General features: G+C 44.2%; 18 protein-coding genes. 12 read left to right on the forward strand and 6 right to left on the reverse strand.

Features of this window, described 5'->3' with window-relative positions; genetic code table 11:
• The first annotated feature begins 10 nt into the window (after nucleotides 1–10).
• The 9 genes from ACZ5Q7_RS06945 to ACZ5Q7_RS06985 all read left to right on the forward strand — a co-directional run bounded on the left by ACZ5Q7_RS06945 (nucleotide 11) and on the right by ACZ5Q7_RS06985 (nucleotide 10,040).
• Nucleotides 11–1,255, forward strand: a complete 1,245-nt coding sequence (locus ACZ5Q7_RS06945; RefSeq protein ID WP_343750708.1) for a CamS family sex pheromone protein — start codon at nucleotides 11–13, stop codon at nucleotides 1,253–1,255.
• A 202-nt stretch (nucleotides 1,256–1,457) separates the two neighbouring features.
• A complete protein-coding gene (gene gatC / locus ACZ5Q7_RS06950; RefSeq protein ID WP_343750707.1) occupies nucleotides 1,458–1,748 on the forward strand; it encodes an Asp-tRNA(Asn)/Glu-tRNA(Gln) amidotransferase subunit GatC in 291 nt (96 codons plus the stop codon).
• A 12-nt stretch (nucleotides 1,749–1,760) separates the two neighbouring features.
• On the forward strand, nucleotides 1,761–3,230 hold the full coding sequence (gene gatA, locus ACZ5Q7_RS06955) for an Asp-tRNA(Asn)/Glu-tRNA(Gln) amidotransferase subunit GatA (protein WP_343750706.1): 1,470 nt from the start codon (nucleotides 1,761–1,763) through the stop codon (nucleotides 3,228–3,230).
• Nucleotides 3,227–4,657, forward strand: coding sequence for an Asp-tRNA(Asn)/Glu-tRNA(Gln) amidotransferase subunit GatB (gene gatB / locus ACZ5Q7_RS06960; protein ID WP_343750704.1), 1,431 nt, complete (start codon nucleotides 3,227–3,229; stop codon nucleotides 4,655–4,657). The genes gatA and gatB overlap by 4 nt, the downstream gene beginning before the upstream one ends.
• Before the next feature lie 262 nt (nucleotides 4,658–4,919).
• A complete protein-coding gene (locus tag ACZ5Q7_RS06965; protein ID WP_343750702.1) occupies nucleotides 4,920–5,867 on the forward strand; it encodes a diacylglycerol kinase in 948 nt (315 codons plus the stop codon).
• Between the two features lie 95 nt (nucleotides 5,868–5,962).
• Nucleotides 5,963–7,354, forward strand: a complete 1,392-nt coding sequence (gene rlmD, locus ACZ5Q7_RS06970) for a 23S rRNA (uracil(1939)-C(5))-methyltransferase RlmD (protein ID WP_343750700.1) — start codon at nucleotides 5,963–5,965, stop codon at nucleotides 7,352–7,354.
• A 185-nt stretch (nucleotides 7,355–7,539) separates the two neighbouring features.
• Nucleotides 7,540–8,109 (forward strand): GbsR/MarR family transcriptional regulator, encoded by a 570-nt coding sequence (locus ACZ5Q7_RS06975; protein ID WP_464433181.1) that lies wholly within the window; start codon nucleotides 7,540–7,542, stop codon nucleotides 8,107–8,109.
• A 282-nt stretch (nucleotides 8,110–8,391) separates the two neighbouring features.
• On the forward strand, nucleotides 8,392–9,651 hold the full coding sequence (locus ACZ5Q7_RS06980) for a YeeE/YedE family protein (protein WP_343750698.1): 1,260 nt from the start codon (nucleotides 8,392–8,394) through the stop codon (nucleotides 9,649–9,651).
• 116 nt (nucleotides 9,652–9,767) lie between these two features.
• Nucleotides 9,768–10,040 (forward strand): hypothetical protein, encoded by a 273-nt coding sequence (locus tag ACZ5Q7_RS06985; protein WP_343750697.1) that lies wholly within the window; start codon nucleotides 9,768–9,770, stop codon nucleotides 10,038–10,040.
• 37 nt (nucleotides 10,041–10,077) lie between these two features.
• On the opposite strand, the gene ACZ5Q7_RS06990 is transcribed toward ACZ5Q7_RS06985, so the two are convergent.
• Complete coding sequence (locus tag ACZ5Q7_RS06990) at nucleotides 10,078–10,296, reverse strand: hypothetical protein (protein WP_343750696.1); 219 nt, start codon at nucleotides 10,294–10,296, stop codon at nucleotides 10,078–10,080.
• Nucleotides 10,297–10,413: 117 nt separating this feature from the next.
• Between ACZ5Q7_RS06990 and ACZ5Q7_RS06995 the strand changes: the two genes are divergently transcribed.
• Nucleotides 10,414–11,880 carry a transposase gene (locus ACZ5Q7_RS06995; protein WP_464432927.1) on the forward strand — a complete coding sequence of 489 codons (1,467 nt, stop codon included), beginning with the start codon at nucleotides 10,414–10,416 and terminating at the stop codon, nucleotides 11,878–11,880.
• A gap of 29 nt (nucleotides 11,881–11,909) precedes the next feature.
• On the opposite strand, the gene qoxD is transcribed toward ACZ5Q7_RS06995, so the two are convergent.
• The 4 genes from qoxD to qoxA are packed head-to-tail and all read right to left on the reverse strand — an operon-like array spanning nucleotide 11,910 to nucleotide 15,709.
• The gene (gene qoxD / locus ACZ5Q7_RS07000; protein ID WP_343752548.1) at nucleotides 11,910–12,209 is read right to left on the reverse strand and encodes a cytochrome aa3 quinol oxidase subunit IV; all 300 of its coding nucleotides are present in this window, start codon (nucleotides 12,207–12,209) and stop codon (nucleotides 11,910–11,912) included.
• A 1-nt stretch (nucleotide 12,210) separates the two neighbouring features.
• Nucleotides 12,211–12,816 carry a cytochrome aa3 quinol oxidase subunit III gene (gene qoxC / locus ACZ5Q7_RS07005; RefSeq protein WP_343752547.1) on the reverse strand — a complete coding sequence of 202 codons (606 nt, stop codon included), beginning with the start codon at nucleotides 12,814–12,816 and terminating at the stop codon, nucleotides 12,211–12,213.
• A gap of 1 nt (nucleotide 12,817) precedes the next feature.
• A complete protein-coding gene (qoxB, locus tag ACZ5Q7_RS07010; protein WP_343752546.1) occupies nucleotides 12,818–14,755 on the reverse strand; it encodes a cytochrome aa3 quinol oxidase subunit I in 1,938 nt (645 codons plus the stop codon).
• Between the two features lie 21 nt (nucleotides 14,756–14,776).
• Nucleotides 14,777–15,709 carry a cytochrome aa3 quinol oxidase subunit II gene (gene qoxA / locus ACZ5Q7_RS07015; RefSeq protein ID WP_343752545.1) on the reverse strand — a complete coding sequence of 311 codons (933 nt, stop codon included), beginning with the start codon at nucleotides 15,707–15,709 and terminating at the stop codon, nucleotides 14,777–14,779.
• A 395-nt stretch (nucleotides 15,710–16,104) separates the two neighbouring features.
• On the opposite strand from qoxA, the gene cyoE reads away from it, so the two are divergent.
• Together cyoE and ACZ5Q7_RS07025 are read left to right on the forward strand one after the other, a co-directional pair.
• A complete protein-coding gene (gene cyoE / locus ACZ5Q7_RS07020; protein WP_343752544.1) occupies nucleotides 16,105–17,046 on the forward strand; it encodes a heme o synthase in 942 nt (313 codons plus the stop codon).
• A gap of 70 nt (nucleotides 17,047–17,116) precedes the next feature.
• Nucleotides 17,117–17,398, forward strand: a complete 282-nt coding sequence (locus ACZ5Q7_RS07025) for a GNAT family N-acetyltransferase (protein ID WP_343752543.1) — start codon at nucleotides 17,117–17,119, stop codon at nucleotides 17,396–17,398.
• 84 nt (nucleotides 17,399–17,482) lie between these two features.
• On the opposite strand, the gene ACZ5Q7_RS07030 is transcribed toward ACZ5Q7_RS07025, so the two are convergent.
• Nucleotides 17,483–18,952 carry a helix-turn-helix domain-containing protein gene (locus ACZ5Q7_RS07030; protein WP_343752542.1) on the reverse strand — a complete coding sequence of 490 codons (1,470 nt, stop codon included), beginning with the start codon at nucleotides 18,950–18,952 and terminating at the stop codon, nucleotides 17,483–17,485.
• Nucleotides 18,953–19,227: the final 275 nt, after the last annotated feature.

Genomic DNA, 19,227 nt, shown 5'->3' on the forward strand with positions numbered 1-19,227 from the left:
GGGGTGGAGAATGTTGAAGAACGTTGGAATCTGGCTGATGATCACCCTCCTGATTCTATCAGGCTGTGCCCCATCGCTAAACAAGAACGAAGATGAAGTGGTACAAAAGGAAGATAAACAAAAAAAGCAGGAAAAGTCCATCGTTCCCAGTTATCAACTGTCGGATGAAACGTACCGGACCATTCTGCCGTACCGCACCAGTGCTTCACGTGGGGTTATTACGAACCAGGTCATGAACCGGATGGACATTGGTGAAATGGAGACAGGATTACGACGCCTTTCCAAATCGTATTACGATCCAGAGAAATATTTTTTTGAAGAAGGACAATATTTAACGTCTGACATGCTTTACAAATGGCTGGGCAGGAAGCTGACGAAAAAACAGTTGAAGAAAGCAGTCCAGGATCGAGTAGCGTTTCTTCAAGAAAGAGGACAGAAGGTTGATGAGGAACGGAAGCAGGCCATTCGTCACGACTTCCAGCTTGGTTTGAATCCGACGATTGCGAATGATAAATCCAAGAAACAGCAAAAAAATAACCCGAAGTATTTAACGCACATTCTGGAACACAACTTTTTGAAGAGGAATGACGACGATACGGTTGAACTCATCGGGGCATCCATCGGCATTGCAATGAAGTCCGAGTATGCGTTTAAGACGGAGATCGGTGGACCGACGTATCATAAGACCATCGATAAAGAAACGATGATGAAAAAAGGCAAGGCCATAGCGCAAACGGTATTAGAGCGCGTGCGGAACATCGAGGGACTAAGCGATATCCCGATCATGTTTGCTCTTTACCGGGAAGAGGACAAGGGATCACCGGTACCGGGCAGTTATGTTGCCAAGACCCAAGTATCGGATGATGACACGAACATCGGTGACTGGGAAACGGTCCACGAAGAAAATATTCTTTTTCCATCGGACGAAGGAGAAGAGAAATATTATGATCAGCAGCAGCAAATAAAAGATTTCGCTGATAAAATCCAGGAGTACTTTCCCAACTATACAGGTGTTATCGGTGAAGGTTTTTATATCGATGAAGAACTGCAAAAATTGACACTGGAGATACCGCTTGAATTCTATGGGAAAGGGGAAGTGATTGGATTTACTCAGTATACGTATGGGTTGGTCCAGGAGATGTTCCAAAATTACTATGAGTTGGAAATAAAAATTAAATCCAATAAGAAAATGGAAAGCGTCATTTACCGGAAGGCCGGTGACAACGAACCGAAAGTCCATATTTTTAACAAGTGAACAAACGTAGATACATTTGCCTGAAAGGATGTTATCTTAGGCATTCTCACGTAAGGTGCCAATCTGACTAGGAATTCTCTCTTACTGATTGCGATTTTGCTTTATTTGCTGAGTGATGCGAACTTTGCTATTATCAATAGTGTCTTAACCATCATAATGACGATTGTGCTATATAAACGATTTATTTTGGAGGTGTCGAACATTGACCGATATATCAAAAGATCAGGTGAAGCATGTTGCGGATTTAGCAAGACTCGCTGTTACCGAAGATGAAGCTGACAAATTTGCCAAACAGCTCAGTTCCATCATTGATTATGCGGAGCAGTTGAATGAATTGGATACCGAAAATGTGGAGCCGACAACTCATGTCCTGGATTTGAAAAACGTCATGCGCGATGATGAACCAAAAGAATGGATATCCAAAGAAGATGCATTACACAATGCACCGGACAAGCAGGATGGTTACTTCCGTGTGCCGTCCATATTGGAATAAGGAGGGAACCGCATGGCTTTATTTGACCATAGCATCAAACAATTGGAACAAATGATTCATCGGAAAGAAATTTCAGCCGAAGATCTCGTTGAAGCCTCGTACAATCGGATTCATGAAGTCGATGATCAAATCGGGGCATTTTTGACGTTGGATGAAGAAAATGCTCGCAGTCAGGCGAAACAGCTGGATGCCGCTCCGGACCAGCAAGCACGTTTATTTGGCATACCGACTGGCATTAAGGACAATATTGTTACGAAAAATTTACGGACGACGTGTGGCAGCCAATTTTTACGAAATTTTGATCATCCGCTTTATAATGCAACGGTCGTGGACAAGCTGGATGTGGAAAAAAACGTCACGATCGGTAAATTGAATATGGATGAATTTGCCATGGGGTCATCGACGGAAAACTCAAGCTTTACACCGACCCGCAATCCGTGGAATACAGCGCATGTTCCGGGTGGTTCCAGTGGTGGCTCCGCAGCGGCAGTAGCGGCCGGCGAAGTGCTATTCTCGCTTGGATCAGACACCGGCGGATCCATCCGGCAACCGGCGTCGTTTTGCGGTGTGGTCGGAATGAAACCTACATATGGCCGTGTTTCCCGCTTTGGTCTCGTGGCCTTCGCGTCATCGCTTGATCAGATTGGACCACTTACTCGCCGCGTGGACGATAATGCACGTGTCTTGGAAGTTATTTCAGGCATTGATCAAATGGATGCCACAAGTGCCAATGTGGCTGTTCCTTCCTATACGGATGCTCTGACCGGGGATGTCAAGGGGCTGAAAATTGCAGTGCCGAAAGAATATCTTGGTGAAGGGGTCGCACCAGATGTGAAAGAAGCGGTTATGAATGCTTTGAAAGTCTATGAACAGCTCGGTGCCGAATGGGAAGAAGTATCCCTACCGCATTCCGACTATGCCATGGCAGCGTATTATCTGTTGGCATCATCGGAGGCGTCGGCGAATCTGGCTCGATTTGACGGGGTTCGTTATGGTGAGCGTTCCGATAACTCGGACAATATGATGGATATGTTTAAGTACTCCCGCAGTGAAGGGTTCGGCGATGAAGTGAAACGCCGGATTATGCTTGGAACGTTCGCTCTGAGCTCGGGCTATTACGATGCTTACTATAAAAAGGCCCAGCAAGTACGGACACTGATCCGCAACGACTTCGAAAGCATCTTTGAAAACTATGATGTCGTCATTGGCCCGACAGCACCGACACCAGCGTTTCAAATCGGCGAAAAAATGGATGATCCACTGACTATGTATACCAACGATATTTTAACCATACCGGTGAATCTGGCCGGTTCGCCGGGGATATCCATTCCGTGTGGTTTTTCCAATAACGGACTGCCCATCGGTATGCAAATTGTCGGCAAAGCGTTTGATGAACATACAGTTTACCGCACGGCTTATGCGTATGAGCAGGCAACAGACCATCATCTCAAACGACCGCAGCTGGGAGGTGCTGAAGCATGAATTTCGAAACAATCATTGGACTTGAAGTGCACGTGGAGCTGAAAACGGAAACGAAAATATTCAGCCCAAGCCTGAATGCCTTCGGAGATGAGCCTAACGCTAACGTGAATCCGATTGACCTTGCGTATCCCGGTGTATTGCCGGTCATGAACAAAGAAGCGGTGAATTATGCGATGAAAGCAGCGATGGCGTTGAATTGTGATATTGCCACTGATACCAAATTTGATCGGAAAAACTATTTTTATCCGGATAATCCGAAAGCTTATCAAATTTCTCAGTTCGATAAGCCGATCGGTGAAAATGGTTGGATCGAGATTGATGTCAATGGTGAGAAAAAACGCATAGGCATCACACGGCTGCACATGGAAGAAGACGCCGGTAAGTTGAATCACCAGGATGACGGCTATTCCCTTGTGGACTTCAATCGGCAGGGCACACCGCTCGTTGAAATTGTTTCCGAACCGGACATAAGCTCGCCGGAAGAGGCATACGCCTATCTGGAAAAACTGAAAAACATTATCCAGTATACAGGCGTTTCTGATTGTAAGATGGAGGAAGGCTCACTGCGTTGTGATGCGAACTTATCCATCCGTCCCGTTGGCCAGCAAGAGTTTGGTACTAAAACGGAATTGAAGAACCTGAATTCGTTCTCCTTTGTTCAAAAAGGACTGGAATATGAAGAAAAACGGCAGGAAGAGGAACTGCAAAACGGCGGCGAGATTCTGCAGGAAACGCGTCGGTTTGATGAAAAGATGAAAAAAACTGTCCTGATGCGCGTTAAAGAAGGTTCTGATGACTACCGCTACTTCCCTGAACCCGATCTCATTCCATTATACATTGATGAGGACTGGAAAGAGCGAATTCGTCAGCAGATTCCGGAATTACCTGATGCCCGGCTGCAGCGATATATCGATGAACTCGACTTACCGCAATATGATGCGGCCGTTTTGACCAATTCCAAGGAAATGTCTGATTTCTTTGAAGAGACGGTGCAAAACGGTGCCGATATCAAACAGGCGTCCAATTGGATTATGGGCGATGTATTCGGTTATATGAATAAAAACTACAAAGAACTTCATGAACTTGCTCTGACCCCGGAGGCACTGGCACGAATGATTAAATTGATTGAAGACGGCACCATTTCGTCCAAAATCGCTAAAAAAGTGTTTGCTGAACTTATTGAAAACGGCGGCGATCCGGACAAAATCGTGAAGGATCAAGGACTTGCCCAAATCTCGGATGAAGGGCAGTTGACGGAAATCATCACGAAAATCCTTGATGAGAACGAACAATCCATCATTGATTACAAAAACGGAAAAGACCGTGCCATTAAATATCTCGTCGGGCAAGTCATGAAAGCAACAAAAGGACAGGCTAACCCACCCATGGTCAACAAGATTTTGCAGACCGAGATTGATAAACGGTAAAAGGAAAAAACGCCAAATAATAGCACGAAATCGCCAAAGTATGTGCTGAAAACGCCAAATAACATGATAAAAACGCCAGACTTGATGATAAAAACACCAAATTGGGGCGATTTCCCCATCCAGTTAATCGTCATTGCCTTCATGACCGCTGCCATAAAACGGCAGCGGTCTGATTTCATTTCGGAAAGCTTTTCAAAACATATAAAAAGAGCTATGATGGATAGTGGTATACACCAACGATGAAGCAGTGGGGAGGAGCACTATGAAAAAAGCCCGTATCATTTACAATCCAACTTCCGGCAGAGAATCGTTTAAAAGGGAACTGCCGACTGTTTTGGAGCGATTGGAAGTTGCCGGGTTTGAAACATCCGCCCATGCAACGGTCTGTGAAGGGAACGCCAGCAGAGCGGCCAGGTTAGCTGCGGAACGACAGTTTGATTTGGTGATTGCCGTCGGCGGTGATGGGACGATTAATGAAGTTGTCAATGGAATGGCCGAACAGGAATACCGACCGAAACTCGGTATTATCCCGACCGGCACGACGAATGACTTTGCCCGTGCGCTTTGGATTCCCCGCGACATTGAAAAAGCAGTCGATGTTATTCTATCAGGGCAATCCATGCCTATGGATATCGGACGTGTCAATGATCAATACTTTATGAATATGGCTGGCGGCGGAAAGTTGACGGAATTGACATACGAAGTTCCGAGCAAACTGAAAACAATGCTTGGTCAGCTGGCTTACTATATGAAAGGGATTGAAATGCTTCCATCGCTAAAACCGACTCATGCTAGAATCGAATACGATGGGACGGTTATTGAAGAAGATATTATGCTTTTTTTGGTATCCAATACAAACTCAGTTGCCGGATTTGAAAAACTGGTGCCTGATGCAAAATTGGATGATGGGTATTTTGACTTACTCATTCTTAAAGAGATGAACCTTGCTGAATTCGTTCGCATAGCGACTCTTGCACAAAGAGGATCACATTTGACGAATCGAAAGATCATTTATACCCAGGCGGAATATATTAACGTCGAAACGGACGACGATATGCAATTGAATATTGACGGAGAGTTCGGCGGCATGCTTCCGGGGGAGTTTCTGAATTTGCAGCAGCATATTGACGTGTTCATACCGGAAAGGTTTTTGGAAAAAGATAACCAAAACGACTCACACCAAACCAATGGCATGTTTGATGACGAGTAATGCCTATTGGTGTCTTCTTTAACTCTTTTGTCCCGACATTGTCGGGATATGTTAAGAAGATATATACATACACGTACAAAAAGGAAGATCGTATAATGGCCAAACCATCAGCACCAGTCCAAAAAAACCAGACCGTTTCTCTTGCGTTTGAGGATTTGACTCATGAAGGCAATGGCGTCGGAAAAATCGACGGGTACCCATTGTTTGTCCCATATGCGTTACCTGGGGAAGAAGGCGACGTAAAAGTGGTCAAGGTAAAGAAAAATTTTGGGTTCGGCAAATTACTCAACCGGCGTCAAACCAGTCCGGAACGTGTGGAGCCGCCTTGTGATGTTTATTATAAGTGCGGTGGATGTCAGCTGCAGCATATGGGCTATGATACGCAGCTCACGATGAAACAGAATCAGGTCAAAAATGCAATGAAAAAAATGGCGCATTTGGACCATGTCCCAGTTCATCCGACTATAGGCATGAAAGATCCGTGGCGCTACCGCAATAAGGTGCAGATGCCTGTCGGGGCTAAAGCAGACGGCGAGCTTATTACCGGTTTTTACCAGAAGCGCAGCCACCGGATAATTGAAGGTATGGAAACGTGTATGATTCAAGATGAAGAAAATGACCGCATGGTGGAAGCGGTTCGTCGAATAGCAGATAGGCTTAACATGACGGCATACCATGAAGAAAATGACCGCGGTGTTCTTCGTCATATTATGGTACGGACAGGCGAAGAAACGAATGACGCGATGATTGTGCTTGTGACACGTACGCAAACGCTCCCGCACCAAGATGAACTTATAAAGGAATTGACGGAGACATTTCCCCATGTTAAATCCATCGTTCATAACGTTAATGATCGTCAGACGAACGTTATTTTTGGTAAGAAAACGGAAATCATTTGGGGCGACGGCTATATTTATGACAAAATCGGCGACATCACATTCGCCATTTCCCCGCACTCGTTTTACCAGGTCAATCCGAAACAAACGAAAGTGCTGTATGAGAAAGCGATGGAGTACGCACGGATTAAAAGCACAGATACCGTTGTCGATGCTTATTGCGGTATAGGTACGATTTCTCTGTTTCTTGCCCAGCAGGCTAAACAAGTCTACGGTGTGGAAGTTGTTTCAGAGGCGGTTCATGACGCTAAGGAAAATGCTAAACTGAACGGCATCACCAATGCGGCGTTCTATGTCGGAGAAGCGGAAAAAATTATGCCTTGGTGGACGGCTCAAGGCATGCGCCCGGATGTCATTGTTGTTGACCCGCCACGTAAAGGGTGTGACGAACAGTTGCTGACAGCCATGGCCGGCATGAAACCGGATCGGATCGTCTATGTCTCCTGCAATCCGTCCACACTCGCCCGGGACCTGCGAATACTTGAGGACAGCGGCTATGACGTTCAAGACGTGCAGCCGGTAGATATGTTTCCACAGACCATGCATGTGGAGTGTGTATCGCATCTAACGTTGAAAGACAAAGACGTGTAGTCGGAAGTGGATTGAAAAAAAGCGGCCCATAAAGCTGAAACGTTTGTCCTTTCGCTATAACGCAAGGACATCCGGAAAAGTGAATTTTGACAATAATCATGCCCGTGATATAATATCGTTGAATGATTCAAATGATATGGAACGTATTGTATAAAATGAGCTAGAGATATAAAGAAAGGAAGACGATGGTGGAACAAGATTCAGATATGCAACAGATTGAGGAATCGCGGGATATTTTGATCAGTGCCATTGCACAAACGATGGTTATTTATGGCGTCACCCCATCTGTTGGACGAATTTACGGTGTCCTTTATTTTGCCGATAAGGCACTCAGCCTGGATGACATAAAGGATCAGGTTGCCATGAGCAAAGGAAGCGTCAGTACGGGTTTGCGCGACCTTCTCGATACGGAGATGGTCATTAAAGTCTGGAAAAAAGGAAGCCGGAAAGACCACTATATAGCCGAAAAGGACTTCTTTAAAAACTTTTTCTCCTTTTTTATAAAAAACTTGCGCCAGGAACGTAATATTATTTCAAGGGCCAACGAACAGGTGGAAGACACTCTAAAGGATATTGCGGCCAATGGGACATCCGAGGAAGCTAAAAAAATGGCCCAGGGGGATTTGGAAGATATTAAGCAAACCATGATTTATTTTGAATGGACGATGAAATTAGCAAATGCCATGGAATCGCGGGAGATCTTTAAGTACTTTCCAGTTAACAATGACGACGATAACGATCATGGATCATCCTGAAGCCGTACATATTGATGCGCTCTATTCGAGTGACCCTACCTTGATCAACGTTTATTCACACTGTTATAGTTAGAGACACATAAAAATTAAAACCCGTCATGACAACGATTTCAAATAGTTAAGCAAGTCGCAAAACGCTCAGTTAAAGGCTGGGCTTTTTTTGTATGATGGGGGTTATGAAAGCCTTTGCCCAATTTTCGTAAAATATATTGACACAAAATAGCTGGTCAGCTATGATTATCGTATAATTCTTACTAAATTTATAGGAAAAGGATGATTACTATGGAATCCAAGACACTGGTTACGGCCATAGATGATAAAAAAACGTTAAAAAATGAAAAGGATACAACGTTAAATAGACCGCAAATGCCGCTCATTATTAGCGGATTGGTGATTGGAATGGCACTTCTGGTGTATCTGATGGCGACGCAAACGATTGTCCAGTCATTATTGCTCGTCATTGGTCTTTTGCTCGGCTATACGCTGTTTCATGCGAGATTCGGGTTCACATCTGCATTTCGTCGGTTGATGAGTGTTGGAAATGGGCGGGCACTGAGATCCCATTTGGTTATGCTGGCTGTCGCTGTTACGCTGTTCGCGCCGATTTTGGCTTTGGGTTATTCATTTTTCGGAGATACCGTCTCCGGCTATGTTGGACCGATTGGAGTTAGCCTTTTCGTTGGATCCTTCCTGTTTGGAATTGGCATGCAGCTTGGCGGTGGATGCGCTTCCGGAACATTGTATGCTGTTGGCGGTGGCCGTTCGGTGATGTTGGTAACATTACTATTTTTTATTATCGGTTCCACCATTGGTGCCTATCATCTTCCCTTTTGGACAGAAGAGTTGCCGTCATTTGAGCCTGTCTCCTTGGCGACGTCAACAGATCTTGGTTATGCAGGTGCATGGGCACTGTCGATTGCTCTGTTTGCCCTGATTGCCTGGGTAACGTTGGTTGTGGAGCGTAAGAAACGGGCGCCAAAAATGGCTTCGAACCCTTCTACGCATGGTTGGAGACGGTTATTCCGGGGGTCCTGGCCCTTATTCATCGCAGCCGTTGTGTTGGCCGTTCTCAATGCACTGACGCTTATGACCCGGGGTGCGCCATGGGGCATTACGTCCGCTTTTGCCTTGTGGGGATCAAAGGCGGCACAGTTTTTGGGAATGGACGTGGCCAGCTGGGGATACTGGCAGGGCGCCAATGCCGAAGTCCTGAATGCGTCCATGTTTGCTGACTCAACAACCGTCTTGAATATCGGTGTTATATTGGGGGCTTTTCTGGCCTCAGCGGCTGGTGGATTGTTCAAACCGTCCGCATTCACCGGAAAAAATGCAGCTGCATCCGTATTTGGCGGATTGCTGATGGGATATGGGGCTCGTTTGGCATTTGGTTGTAATATCGGAGCTTATTTCGGTGGTATTGCCTCATTCAGTCTGCATGGCTACATCTGGGGCGTGATGGCACTTGCGGGAACATTCGCAGCACTTTATATGCGGCCCAAATTCGGGTTGTCTGTACCGAAATCAAACGACTCATTTTGCTAACATCATCGTATGAAAATTAAATGAACAAATTGTGACCTTTTTGTGTATTTTTTATTAATAATTTGTTACAATGCAAATAGGAAACGTTTTCATGATTTAAAAGGAGATGTTACACAATGGGTATTATTCTTGCATTTATGCTGACATCAACACTGACACCCTTCTTCTTTTTACAGTTAAGAAAAAAGTCGTTTGCCATTGTACAAACCATACTGTTGATCGGCATGTGGGTTTACTTCTTTCAGGCAGCTTTTCAAACGGCACCGCCTGTATTGTCCGTTACATCGATCATGTTTTATGCAAGCTTGGTCATGGCGGAAGTCGGATGGATCATGTTTATTATCCATCACGTTAAAACAGCCTCGAATAATCAACAGGCTTATATATAAAAAAGCTCGCTCTTTCGAATGAGCGAGCTTTTTTATATCATGATAGTTGTTTTTCCATAGCAACCAGTTGCAGGATGGCCAGAGAAGTGGCAAGAACGGCGATGGCTGCTGCAATCCCTTTGAACGCATAATGAGAGTAAAAGAACGTCCATAGTGCAAAAGCCGATAAAATGATGCAGGCTATAAACCCGATCACGCATTTCCACTGCAACGCGTCCGATTGTTTCGTGTGTTCATCATCATTATGGTGTGGCATGTCATCACATCCTTTTATTCGTCTAGAAGTCCGGTGAAAAAGTCAACCTGTTCTAGGAATTTCCTAGCTTTATGTCGAATATAGTCATACAGAACACTCTAGAAGGATGATCCATTTATGCATTCGCCAAAGCAAAATCACATTCAACCCAACATGTTTCAATATATTGATATGGAGGATCTCGTTCCCAGGCATCATATCCTGAGAAGGGTGAAAGATGTTATTGACTTTTCAGCTGTCCACGATCAGGTGAAACCTCTCTATTCCGAAAAGACAGGCCGACCATCCACGAATGCTGAATTGGTCGTGCGGCTGGTTGTACTTGAGTATCTATTTAATCACTCGGAACGGGAACTGTTTGAAACGCTCCCCATGCATGCAGGCTACCTGTGGTTTTGCGGCCTGGATTTTGAGTCGTCACTTCCTGATCGAACAACACTTGTTAAAACAAGAGCGCTTTGGCGTCGCCATGGTATTTTTGATGATATCATGATGCATGTCGTTAATCAGTGCATTGCTTCCGGCCTCGTTCGCCCAGACGTTCATGCCGGTGTGGATGGCACACAAGTGCATGCAAACGCGTCCATTCATAGTCTGGAAGAAATAGAGCTGGCCCCGGTTCAAACCATTGAAGCTTACCTGGAAGTTAAAAAGCAACGTGATGAAGCGTCTTTAAGACCATCAGGTAATCCGAACAGCGACGATGATGACCAAAACCCTCGGCCTCCGAAATCAAAGGAAAATAATAAATCGGATCAGCTTCAGGAAAATGCCAGCCATGAAGACTTTCACGGCAAAACGTTTTCCAATCAAACCCACCGGAGTACGACAGACCCGGATGCCCGTCTGTACAAAAAGAGCAAAGGACAGGAGGCCTATCCGCGTTACCTTGTGCACAACCTGGCAGACGTTGAGTCAGGCGTTATTTTAAAGACCAATGCAAGCATTGCTTCCGGTACAGCAGAAAGAGAAATAAGCCAACAACAGCTGGCAGCTGTTCGTTTTCAGCATCCACAAATCCATATTCAGACCTTGTCGGGTGACAAGGCTTATGGGACACCGGCGTATTTGGCCTATCTCATTTCGCTGGGCATCATCCCTTTGGTTTCTTTGCAGGACCACGAGTTGGAAGAGATCCCGACTTGGCAAAGGAAAACCCACAAGCCTGAGCAGCAAAGAAAGCGTCAGGAAAAAGTCGACAAAGTTGAGACCAAAAATCAAGCAAAACACATTCAGATTGACGGCAAATACCAGGCTATTCAGAACCAGCGTGTCCAGTGTGAACATGGATTCGCCGAAGCCAAGACAGTGCACGGGCTGGATCGTGCCAAAAGCAGAGGGCTGGACTGCATGCAGGAACAAGCACTCTGTACCGCCATCGTTCAAAATCTTAAGAAGTTAAGCCGGTTCAAAGGTAAAAGGCCCAGGACCGGCGTTTCAGCATGCGCTGAAACAACCAAATGGGATGAAAGACACCACCGTAATATCTTCATTTCTTTTGTTTTTAAGAGAATTAAAGAACAATTCAGGTTCTTGTTCGCATCTTTGATGGATCAAAACTGTAGTTTTTCACCAGTCTTCTAGGGATTCATCGATTTGTAAATCAAGATTATTTACCAGCCAAACGTCATGGTAAACAAGGATCCCGCAACGATAATCGCTGCCATGACGAAACCGTGGAACATCATATTCCAAGGGACATGGCCATTACCACTGGCGGATTCGGTCACGTGCATGAACATAAATAACTGAATTCCGGCCTGCAGAACAGCCATTACCATAATGCCTGCAACGACCCAGGATACAGGTAAATCAGATCCTAAAGCGGTCCAAGCTGCGAGAATTGTAAGGACAATGGAAATGACGAATCCGACAATGTGTTTTATAGGATAACGTTCGGTACGTTCTGACATATTACATCACCATCCCAATCAAGTATACACCGGTAAAGATGAATATCCATACAACGTCAAGGAAGTGCCAGTACAGGCTTATGATAAAAACTTTGGTTCCGGTCGTCGGGGTTAATCCACGTTGGGCCAATTGAATGAGCAACATGATGGCCCAACCGATACCAAGTGTTACGTGCAGACCATGCGTGCCGGCCAGCACAAAAAATCCTGACCAATAGGCACTGGCTTGTAGAGTAGCCCCTTCCCCCGCATAATGGGCGAACTCATATATTTCAAAACCTAGAAAGCTAAGACCGAGTATAAGTGTTACGATCAGCCAGGTGAGCAATGATTTCAATGATCCATTCCGCATACTGTGAATGGCCAATCCACACGTGAAGCTGCTCGTCAACAACAAAAATGTCATCGTCAGTGCGGTTCCCGGTTCAAACAATTCTCCCGGTGTTGGTCCATTGGCGGTCCGTCCGAACAAAACAGCATAGGTGGCAAATAACGTTGCAAACAGTGCCATTTCTGCGCCCAAAAAGATCCAAAAACCGAGGATGTTCATTTGGCCGGTTTGTGTCCGATATTCCAGCGGTCCGGTTTTTGATTGAGGAGCACTCATGTTATAACCTCCTTGCTGATTGTTCATATTTTTTAATCTCATCGGTTTCGATATGGTAGCCTTCATCATAATCAAAGGACCGCAACCCCATAAAGATAAGTGTACCGATCAAGCCGATAATAGCCAATGTAATCCATTCAAATACAAGAGCAAAGCTTGCAAAGGCCAAAATCGCCATCATAAGAAACGGTCGTCCACTGTTGCTTGGCATGTGAATGGGTTCCACCTTGGCTTCATCAAACGTTGTTTCGCCCTTTTTCTTCATTGCCATAAACGCATCATGTTGATCGATGTGTGGCAACGTCGCAAAGTTGTAATGCGGTATTGGTATCGGTGTTGCCCATTCAAGCGTTCGACCATCGCCCCATGCATCGCCGGTGGTTTCACGTTTGCTGTGGCGATAGCTGTAATAAACGTTGTAAACAAATATCGCAAAACCAATTCCCATGCCGAATGCACCGACTGTGGCAATCACATTCAATGGCATCCATTCCGGAATGATCGTAAACACACGACGCGGCATTCCATCGAGTCCGGCAAAATAGAGCGGGAAGAAACAGACATGGAATCCAATGACGAAAAACCAGAATGCGTATTTGCCTATTCGTTCGTTCATTTTGTGACCGAATATTTTCGGGTACCAGTAAATCAAGCCGGCAAAACTAGCAAACACCGTCCCTGCAATGAGAACGTAGTGGAAGTGTGCAACTAGAAAATACGAGTTATGGAATTGAAAATCGGCAGCTGCCATTCCCAGCATAACGCCGGTCACACCGCCTATGACAAAGCTTGGGATAAAGGCAAGGGCCCACATCATAGGCACGGTTATACGTATTTTCGACTTATACAGGGTCGCCAGCCAGTTGAATATCTTTACTCCTGTTGGCACGGCAATCAGCATCGTTGACACCGAGAAAACTGAGTTGACGAATGATCCCGCACCCATGGTAAAGAAATGGTGTACCCAAACAAGGAAGCTTAGTCCAGCAATTATCACCATTGACCAAACCATAGCCGTATAGCCAAATAACTGTTTACGGGCAAATGTGGCGATAACCTCGGAAAAGATACCAAAAGCCGGTAAAACAACAATATATACTTCCGGGTGACCCCAAAGCCAGAAAAGGTTCGCCCACATCATAGGCAGTCCTTCACCTGTCAGTGTGAAGAATTGGGACCCGAATATCCGGTCGATGGTCAACAGGGCCAGTGCTACCGTTAAAATCGGAAAAGCAAAGACGATAATAAAACTTGTCACCAATGTTGACCACGAAAATATCGGCATTTTAAACATTTTCATGCCAGGTGCACGCATTTTTAAAATCGTGACCATTAAATTGATTCCCGTTGCCAGTGTCCCAATACCGGATAGCTGCAGCCCGAGTAGATAAAAGTTCTCGCCGGGACCGGGACTCATGGCTGCACCAGCAAGTGGCGTATAGCTTGTCCATCCCGCATCGGGTGAACCACCAATGACGAATGAAACGTTAAACAGCATAGCGCCAAAGAAAAATGCCCAAAAGCTCATGGCATTTACATACGGAAACGCAAAGTCGCGGGCGCCAATTTGAAGCGGAACGATAATATTCATGAGCCCGATCAGAAACGGCATGGCCATAAAGATAATCATGACCGTTCCGTGCGTGGTAAAAATTTCATCATAATGTTGTGCGTCCAGAAAATTCATATCAGGAAAAGCCAGCTGTACCCGCATCATCAGCGCATCAGCGCCACCGCGGAACAACATGGCTAATGCACTTAAAATATACATAATTCCTATTTTTTTGTGATCGACTGTTGTCAGCCATTCACGCCATAACCATCCCCACTTTTTAAAATAGGTTAATAGAAAGATAATCGCTGACGTTACAAGCGCAATCGCCACCATTCCGCCGTAAATTAACGGTTCGCCAGTGACAAAAAACTCATCTAATTTCATCGGTTCACCTGCTTTCTATGATTATTCATTGTTGTCATCGTCTTTCTCATTTTTCAGGTGTAATAATTGGTCGTACGCATCAGGGTGCCGTTTGATGGCATAATCACTTCCGGACATTGTTCCATGATCAACCCATTGAAGGTGCGTGGAAGAGAACGCCAATTCCTCCGATAAACCGGGAGCAAGCAATGAATTGTACTGCTTTTGTGTTAATGCCGGGGCATCGTCTTGGGTTTTTTCTACCCATTCCTCGAACGACGCGGTGTTCTCGGCGTGGACCTCAAACGTTTGTTTCGTGAATCCTTCCCCATTAAAGTTGGCATTGCGTCCGGTATAAACGCCACGGTCATCAGCCTGCAGATACAGAATGTTTTCCATACCAGCCATGTTGTACTTTTGTCCACCGAGTGCCGGAATCCATAATGCGGCCATCGAATCGGCCGAAGAAAGACGGAATTCCACTGCCCGATCGGTCGGTATATGCAAATAGTTTACCGTTTCAATGTTTTGTTCCGGGTAACTGAAAAACCATTTCCAGTCAGCAGATGTCGCATACACAACAAGTGGATCTTTATCCTGGGAAACGTCCGGTGGCTGCTCCAGATCAAACAATGTTTTAACGGTTGGAACGGCCAATGCAGTAACAATGATAAGAGGAATTATTGTCCAGAGCGTTTCTATTGCTAAATTACCATGGATGTGTGGCGCATAATCACCTTCTTTTCGATTCGGGTGATCACGAAAGCGTATCACCATATATGTGAACAAGCCGAACACAACTACAATGATGCCGAGCATGAACCACACAGAATACATAATCAGGTCTTTCTGACTGTCCCCGACCGGCCCTTTTGGGTCAAGCACAGTGATGGCATCACACCCACTTAAAAACAAAATGAAACCGAGCGGCAGAATCGCCAATAGTTTTTTAGCATGATGTTTAGTAACTTTCATCGGTGTATCACTCCATATCATTCATACTGATCGTTCGGTATTGAGTTTTTTATCAAAATACAGTATTGATTATAACAGACGAAAAGGAGGAACAGATGATAATAGCGGAAGTTAACCATCATCTTCATCGAATTGTGGATATTTCGAAATAAAATGTTCACAAAAAATACATTGACCTTTATTGATTTCGTATTACGATGGATGCAAACGACGTAAATACTCATGTTCATGGTCGTTTCATCAAAACGACGTATGGTATGAAAGAAAAAGGATATATTAAAACGGAATACCCTGTTTAGGCATTAACAATTCTTTCTGCTTACATAAACGGATGAAACGGTCTATAATAGACGGTAGTGTGTTTATTAGCAACGAAAATTAAAGGGATGAATCAAATGAGCAAACAAATGATGACGTCATCAACCATGAATCAAGCCGAATGGGTGCCTGATAAAGATAGTGAAACATCACTCGCTGCTGATTTAAAATCTTTGTTTAAAATCACGGTTTTGGTAGCGAATGTCGTTCCTGTTTTTGCTGGTTTCTGGCTGGCTGCGTATTTTACCGAAGCCTCTTTTGCTGCAAATATTGATATATTTCTGCTCGTCATGATTGGGAGCACACTGGTTATGGGCGGGGCCCTTGTTATTAATAATTGGTACGATGCCGATATTGATTTGATTATGTCCCGAACACAATCCCGGCCAACCGTGACCGGGAATATACCTCCCCGAACCGCTCTGCGGATTGGTGTTGCAACCAGTATTGCCGGATTTATTTTGTTGATGTTTACGACGGCTGAGGCAGTGCAATTTGCTTTTATAGGCTGGTTTGTGTACGTCGTGTTATACACGATGTGGTCCAAACGCAAATATACGCTGAACACAGTTATTGGCAGCATTTCCGGTGCTGTGACACCGCTAATTGGCTGGGCCGCACTCGCTCCGGTTTCGCATTTTGCTCCCATTGCTCTGGCACTCATCATTTTCATTTGGCAAATGCCGCACACGTTTGCCATCGCCATTCGTAAATATGATGAATACAAAGCAGCGGATGTGAAAATGTTGCCGGTCGTTCACGGTATTGAAATAACGAAGCGGCAAATGATTATTTATACCGCCTGCCTCTTGCCGCTGCCGTTTTACTTGTTTTCACTCGGAACCGCTTTTGTCGTCATCACAAGCGTTCTTAATGTTGCCTATATCGTCCTGGCTATCAGTGGGTTGTTCGCTAAAGATAATGTGAAATGGGCGCGCAATATGTTTCTTGTCTCGGTTAACTATTTATTGATTATTTTTGTGATGGCGATTGTTGCCACGCTTCCTTGGTCAGGATGATGGGCTGAATGATTATGTTTTGGCCGGAACGGGAATACTTATTTCAAGTGATAATCTATAAAGGAGGCCGATGTTGGTGGAAATTAAAAAAGGCGACGGCAAATTTTATATCGGGGATAATGAGCAAAACCCGACGGCAGAGATTACGTTTAAGCCAATCGGGGATGATAAGCTGGATGTGGATCATACGTATGTAGCTGAAGAACTGCGTGGGGAGGGAATTGCCGGAAAACTGACGGAAAAAATGGTGTCCCACGCAAGAGATGAAGGAAAGACAATTAAACCAACATGTCCGTACGTAGCGGATAAAATGGAACAAACACCGGAATATCAAGACATGTTGGCTGACTGACAGCTGTGCGCCAGGGTTGAACCACCTTGGCGTCTGTTCGTATCGGATGAAAGCGCAAGATTGTAGAACCAAAACGCCAATTGTCTAATGAAAAACGCCAAATTCACGATCATGAAGCGACTGTGAAATTCGGGAAAGAAATTGACCTTTTTTCCGTTGAATGACATCATCAATGGCCTGTGCTATTTTTTGAATGGTTTTATCCGAAATGATTGGCGTGATCAATATAACCTCCTTATCAGGTGTGTTTAATGAATGGGGTGAATCGGTAATAATTATATCCGTTTCGGCAGGTATATCGTCGTCACTTGTTATACGAGATGCATCCCTTGTTTTAAAATAGGCTTTGCCCTCAAAATGTGTTTTTAATATCCCGTTATTATCCTTAACAAAGAACGACCGTGACGTTAATACTAAAATGTTGGCTTTTAACGCTTCTAAATTGTGGAGGTGACGATTTAATAAAATAGCCAACGAAATCATATTGCTTTCATGAAAAACGAAACCTGCTTCCTTGGACCATTCATGACATAAGCAATGCACCATTGTGTAAACGTGTTTTGCGTTATTCTTTGCTGAGCGCAAAATGGATTCCTGTGGTACATATTGAATATCAGGAGCTACGCTTCGCAATAGGGAAACTTGGTATAAGTTAAAAATGTCAAACAACAGATCTTTATCATCCCATATCGCAATTCCTAAATGCTCCTCCAAAAACTGTATGAACGTTTTGAAAGCATCGTGATCTTTATGGGTTTGAAGGATCTCGTTTCTGTTTTCGGCAAAGACAATCGTGAATTGAAATTCCGTATAAAGAAGACCAAGGTAAATATAGATTCTTTCATGCAGAGGAAATGCAGCATTCATTAATTCCTCCAGATAATCAAAAAAATCCTGCATATCGATGAACAACGATTCTTGTTGGACGTTGCTGCTGATGGAGAAGGGGAGTTCATCTGCGGGAAAGCCGTCTTCAGAACGGTTTATGCATAACATCAAAAAATTATAAAATGCATTCAAACCGTAATTCGTTAAACGGATACCGTAATGGTTTTCCAAATAATCTTTAGCGGGTTGTATGTGCGAATAGTGAGAATGAATAGTGTAGTGATCAGAAATTCCTTTCCTTGATAAGTTAATTTCAAATAATAATAATCGTTTCATTCCTTCACTTCCAATAATTTGATAAGGATTGCGTTTCATCCTCAGAAAAAACGACTGAACAAATGACTCGGCGGAAGAGATCAATTGTAATGCAGTGTTTCGACTTACATACATGTCCTCGCATATCGCTTCCAATGAATAGGATTGATATGTAAGCAACAATTCCATAAAGTTAAATAACGTATCGTTCTCATCATGCGAAAAAATACTGGAAACGGTTTCGCTTGATGGTTGAATTAAATAAATGCCAATGCCTTTTTCGGTCGGTATTGACCAGCCGTTCGGCAATTCCTCTCGTAGCGTAATCAACTCATTTTGGACGGTTTTGTACGAACAATCAATTGTTTCTCCAACCTCCTTTAACGCTATAGCGTTAATGCTCTCCTCCAAGCATTTTAAAATATCATATTGTCTTTGAGAAATAGCAATCTTTTCAGTAATAGAACCACCCCTTATGGGTCATGACACATATGCATCATGGCAATCGTTTTATAGGAATATGGTTTGAATGAATAGGTAAAATCTATTATAGCACATTTCCATTACAGTGGAAAAAATAAATATTGTTGTCGTTATCATTGCAGGTTAAAATAATAGATTGAAGGAATGAAAATTGTGCAATTGGGGGTGTGAAGCATGTTTCGTTTATCCGATATTGCTTACTG

It is taken from the genome of Lentibacillus halophilus, from assembly GCF_055395055.1.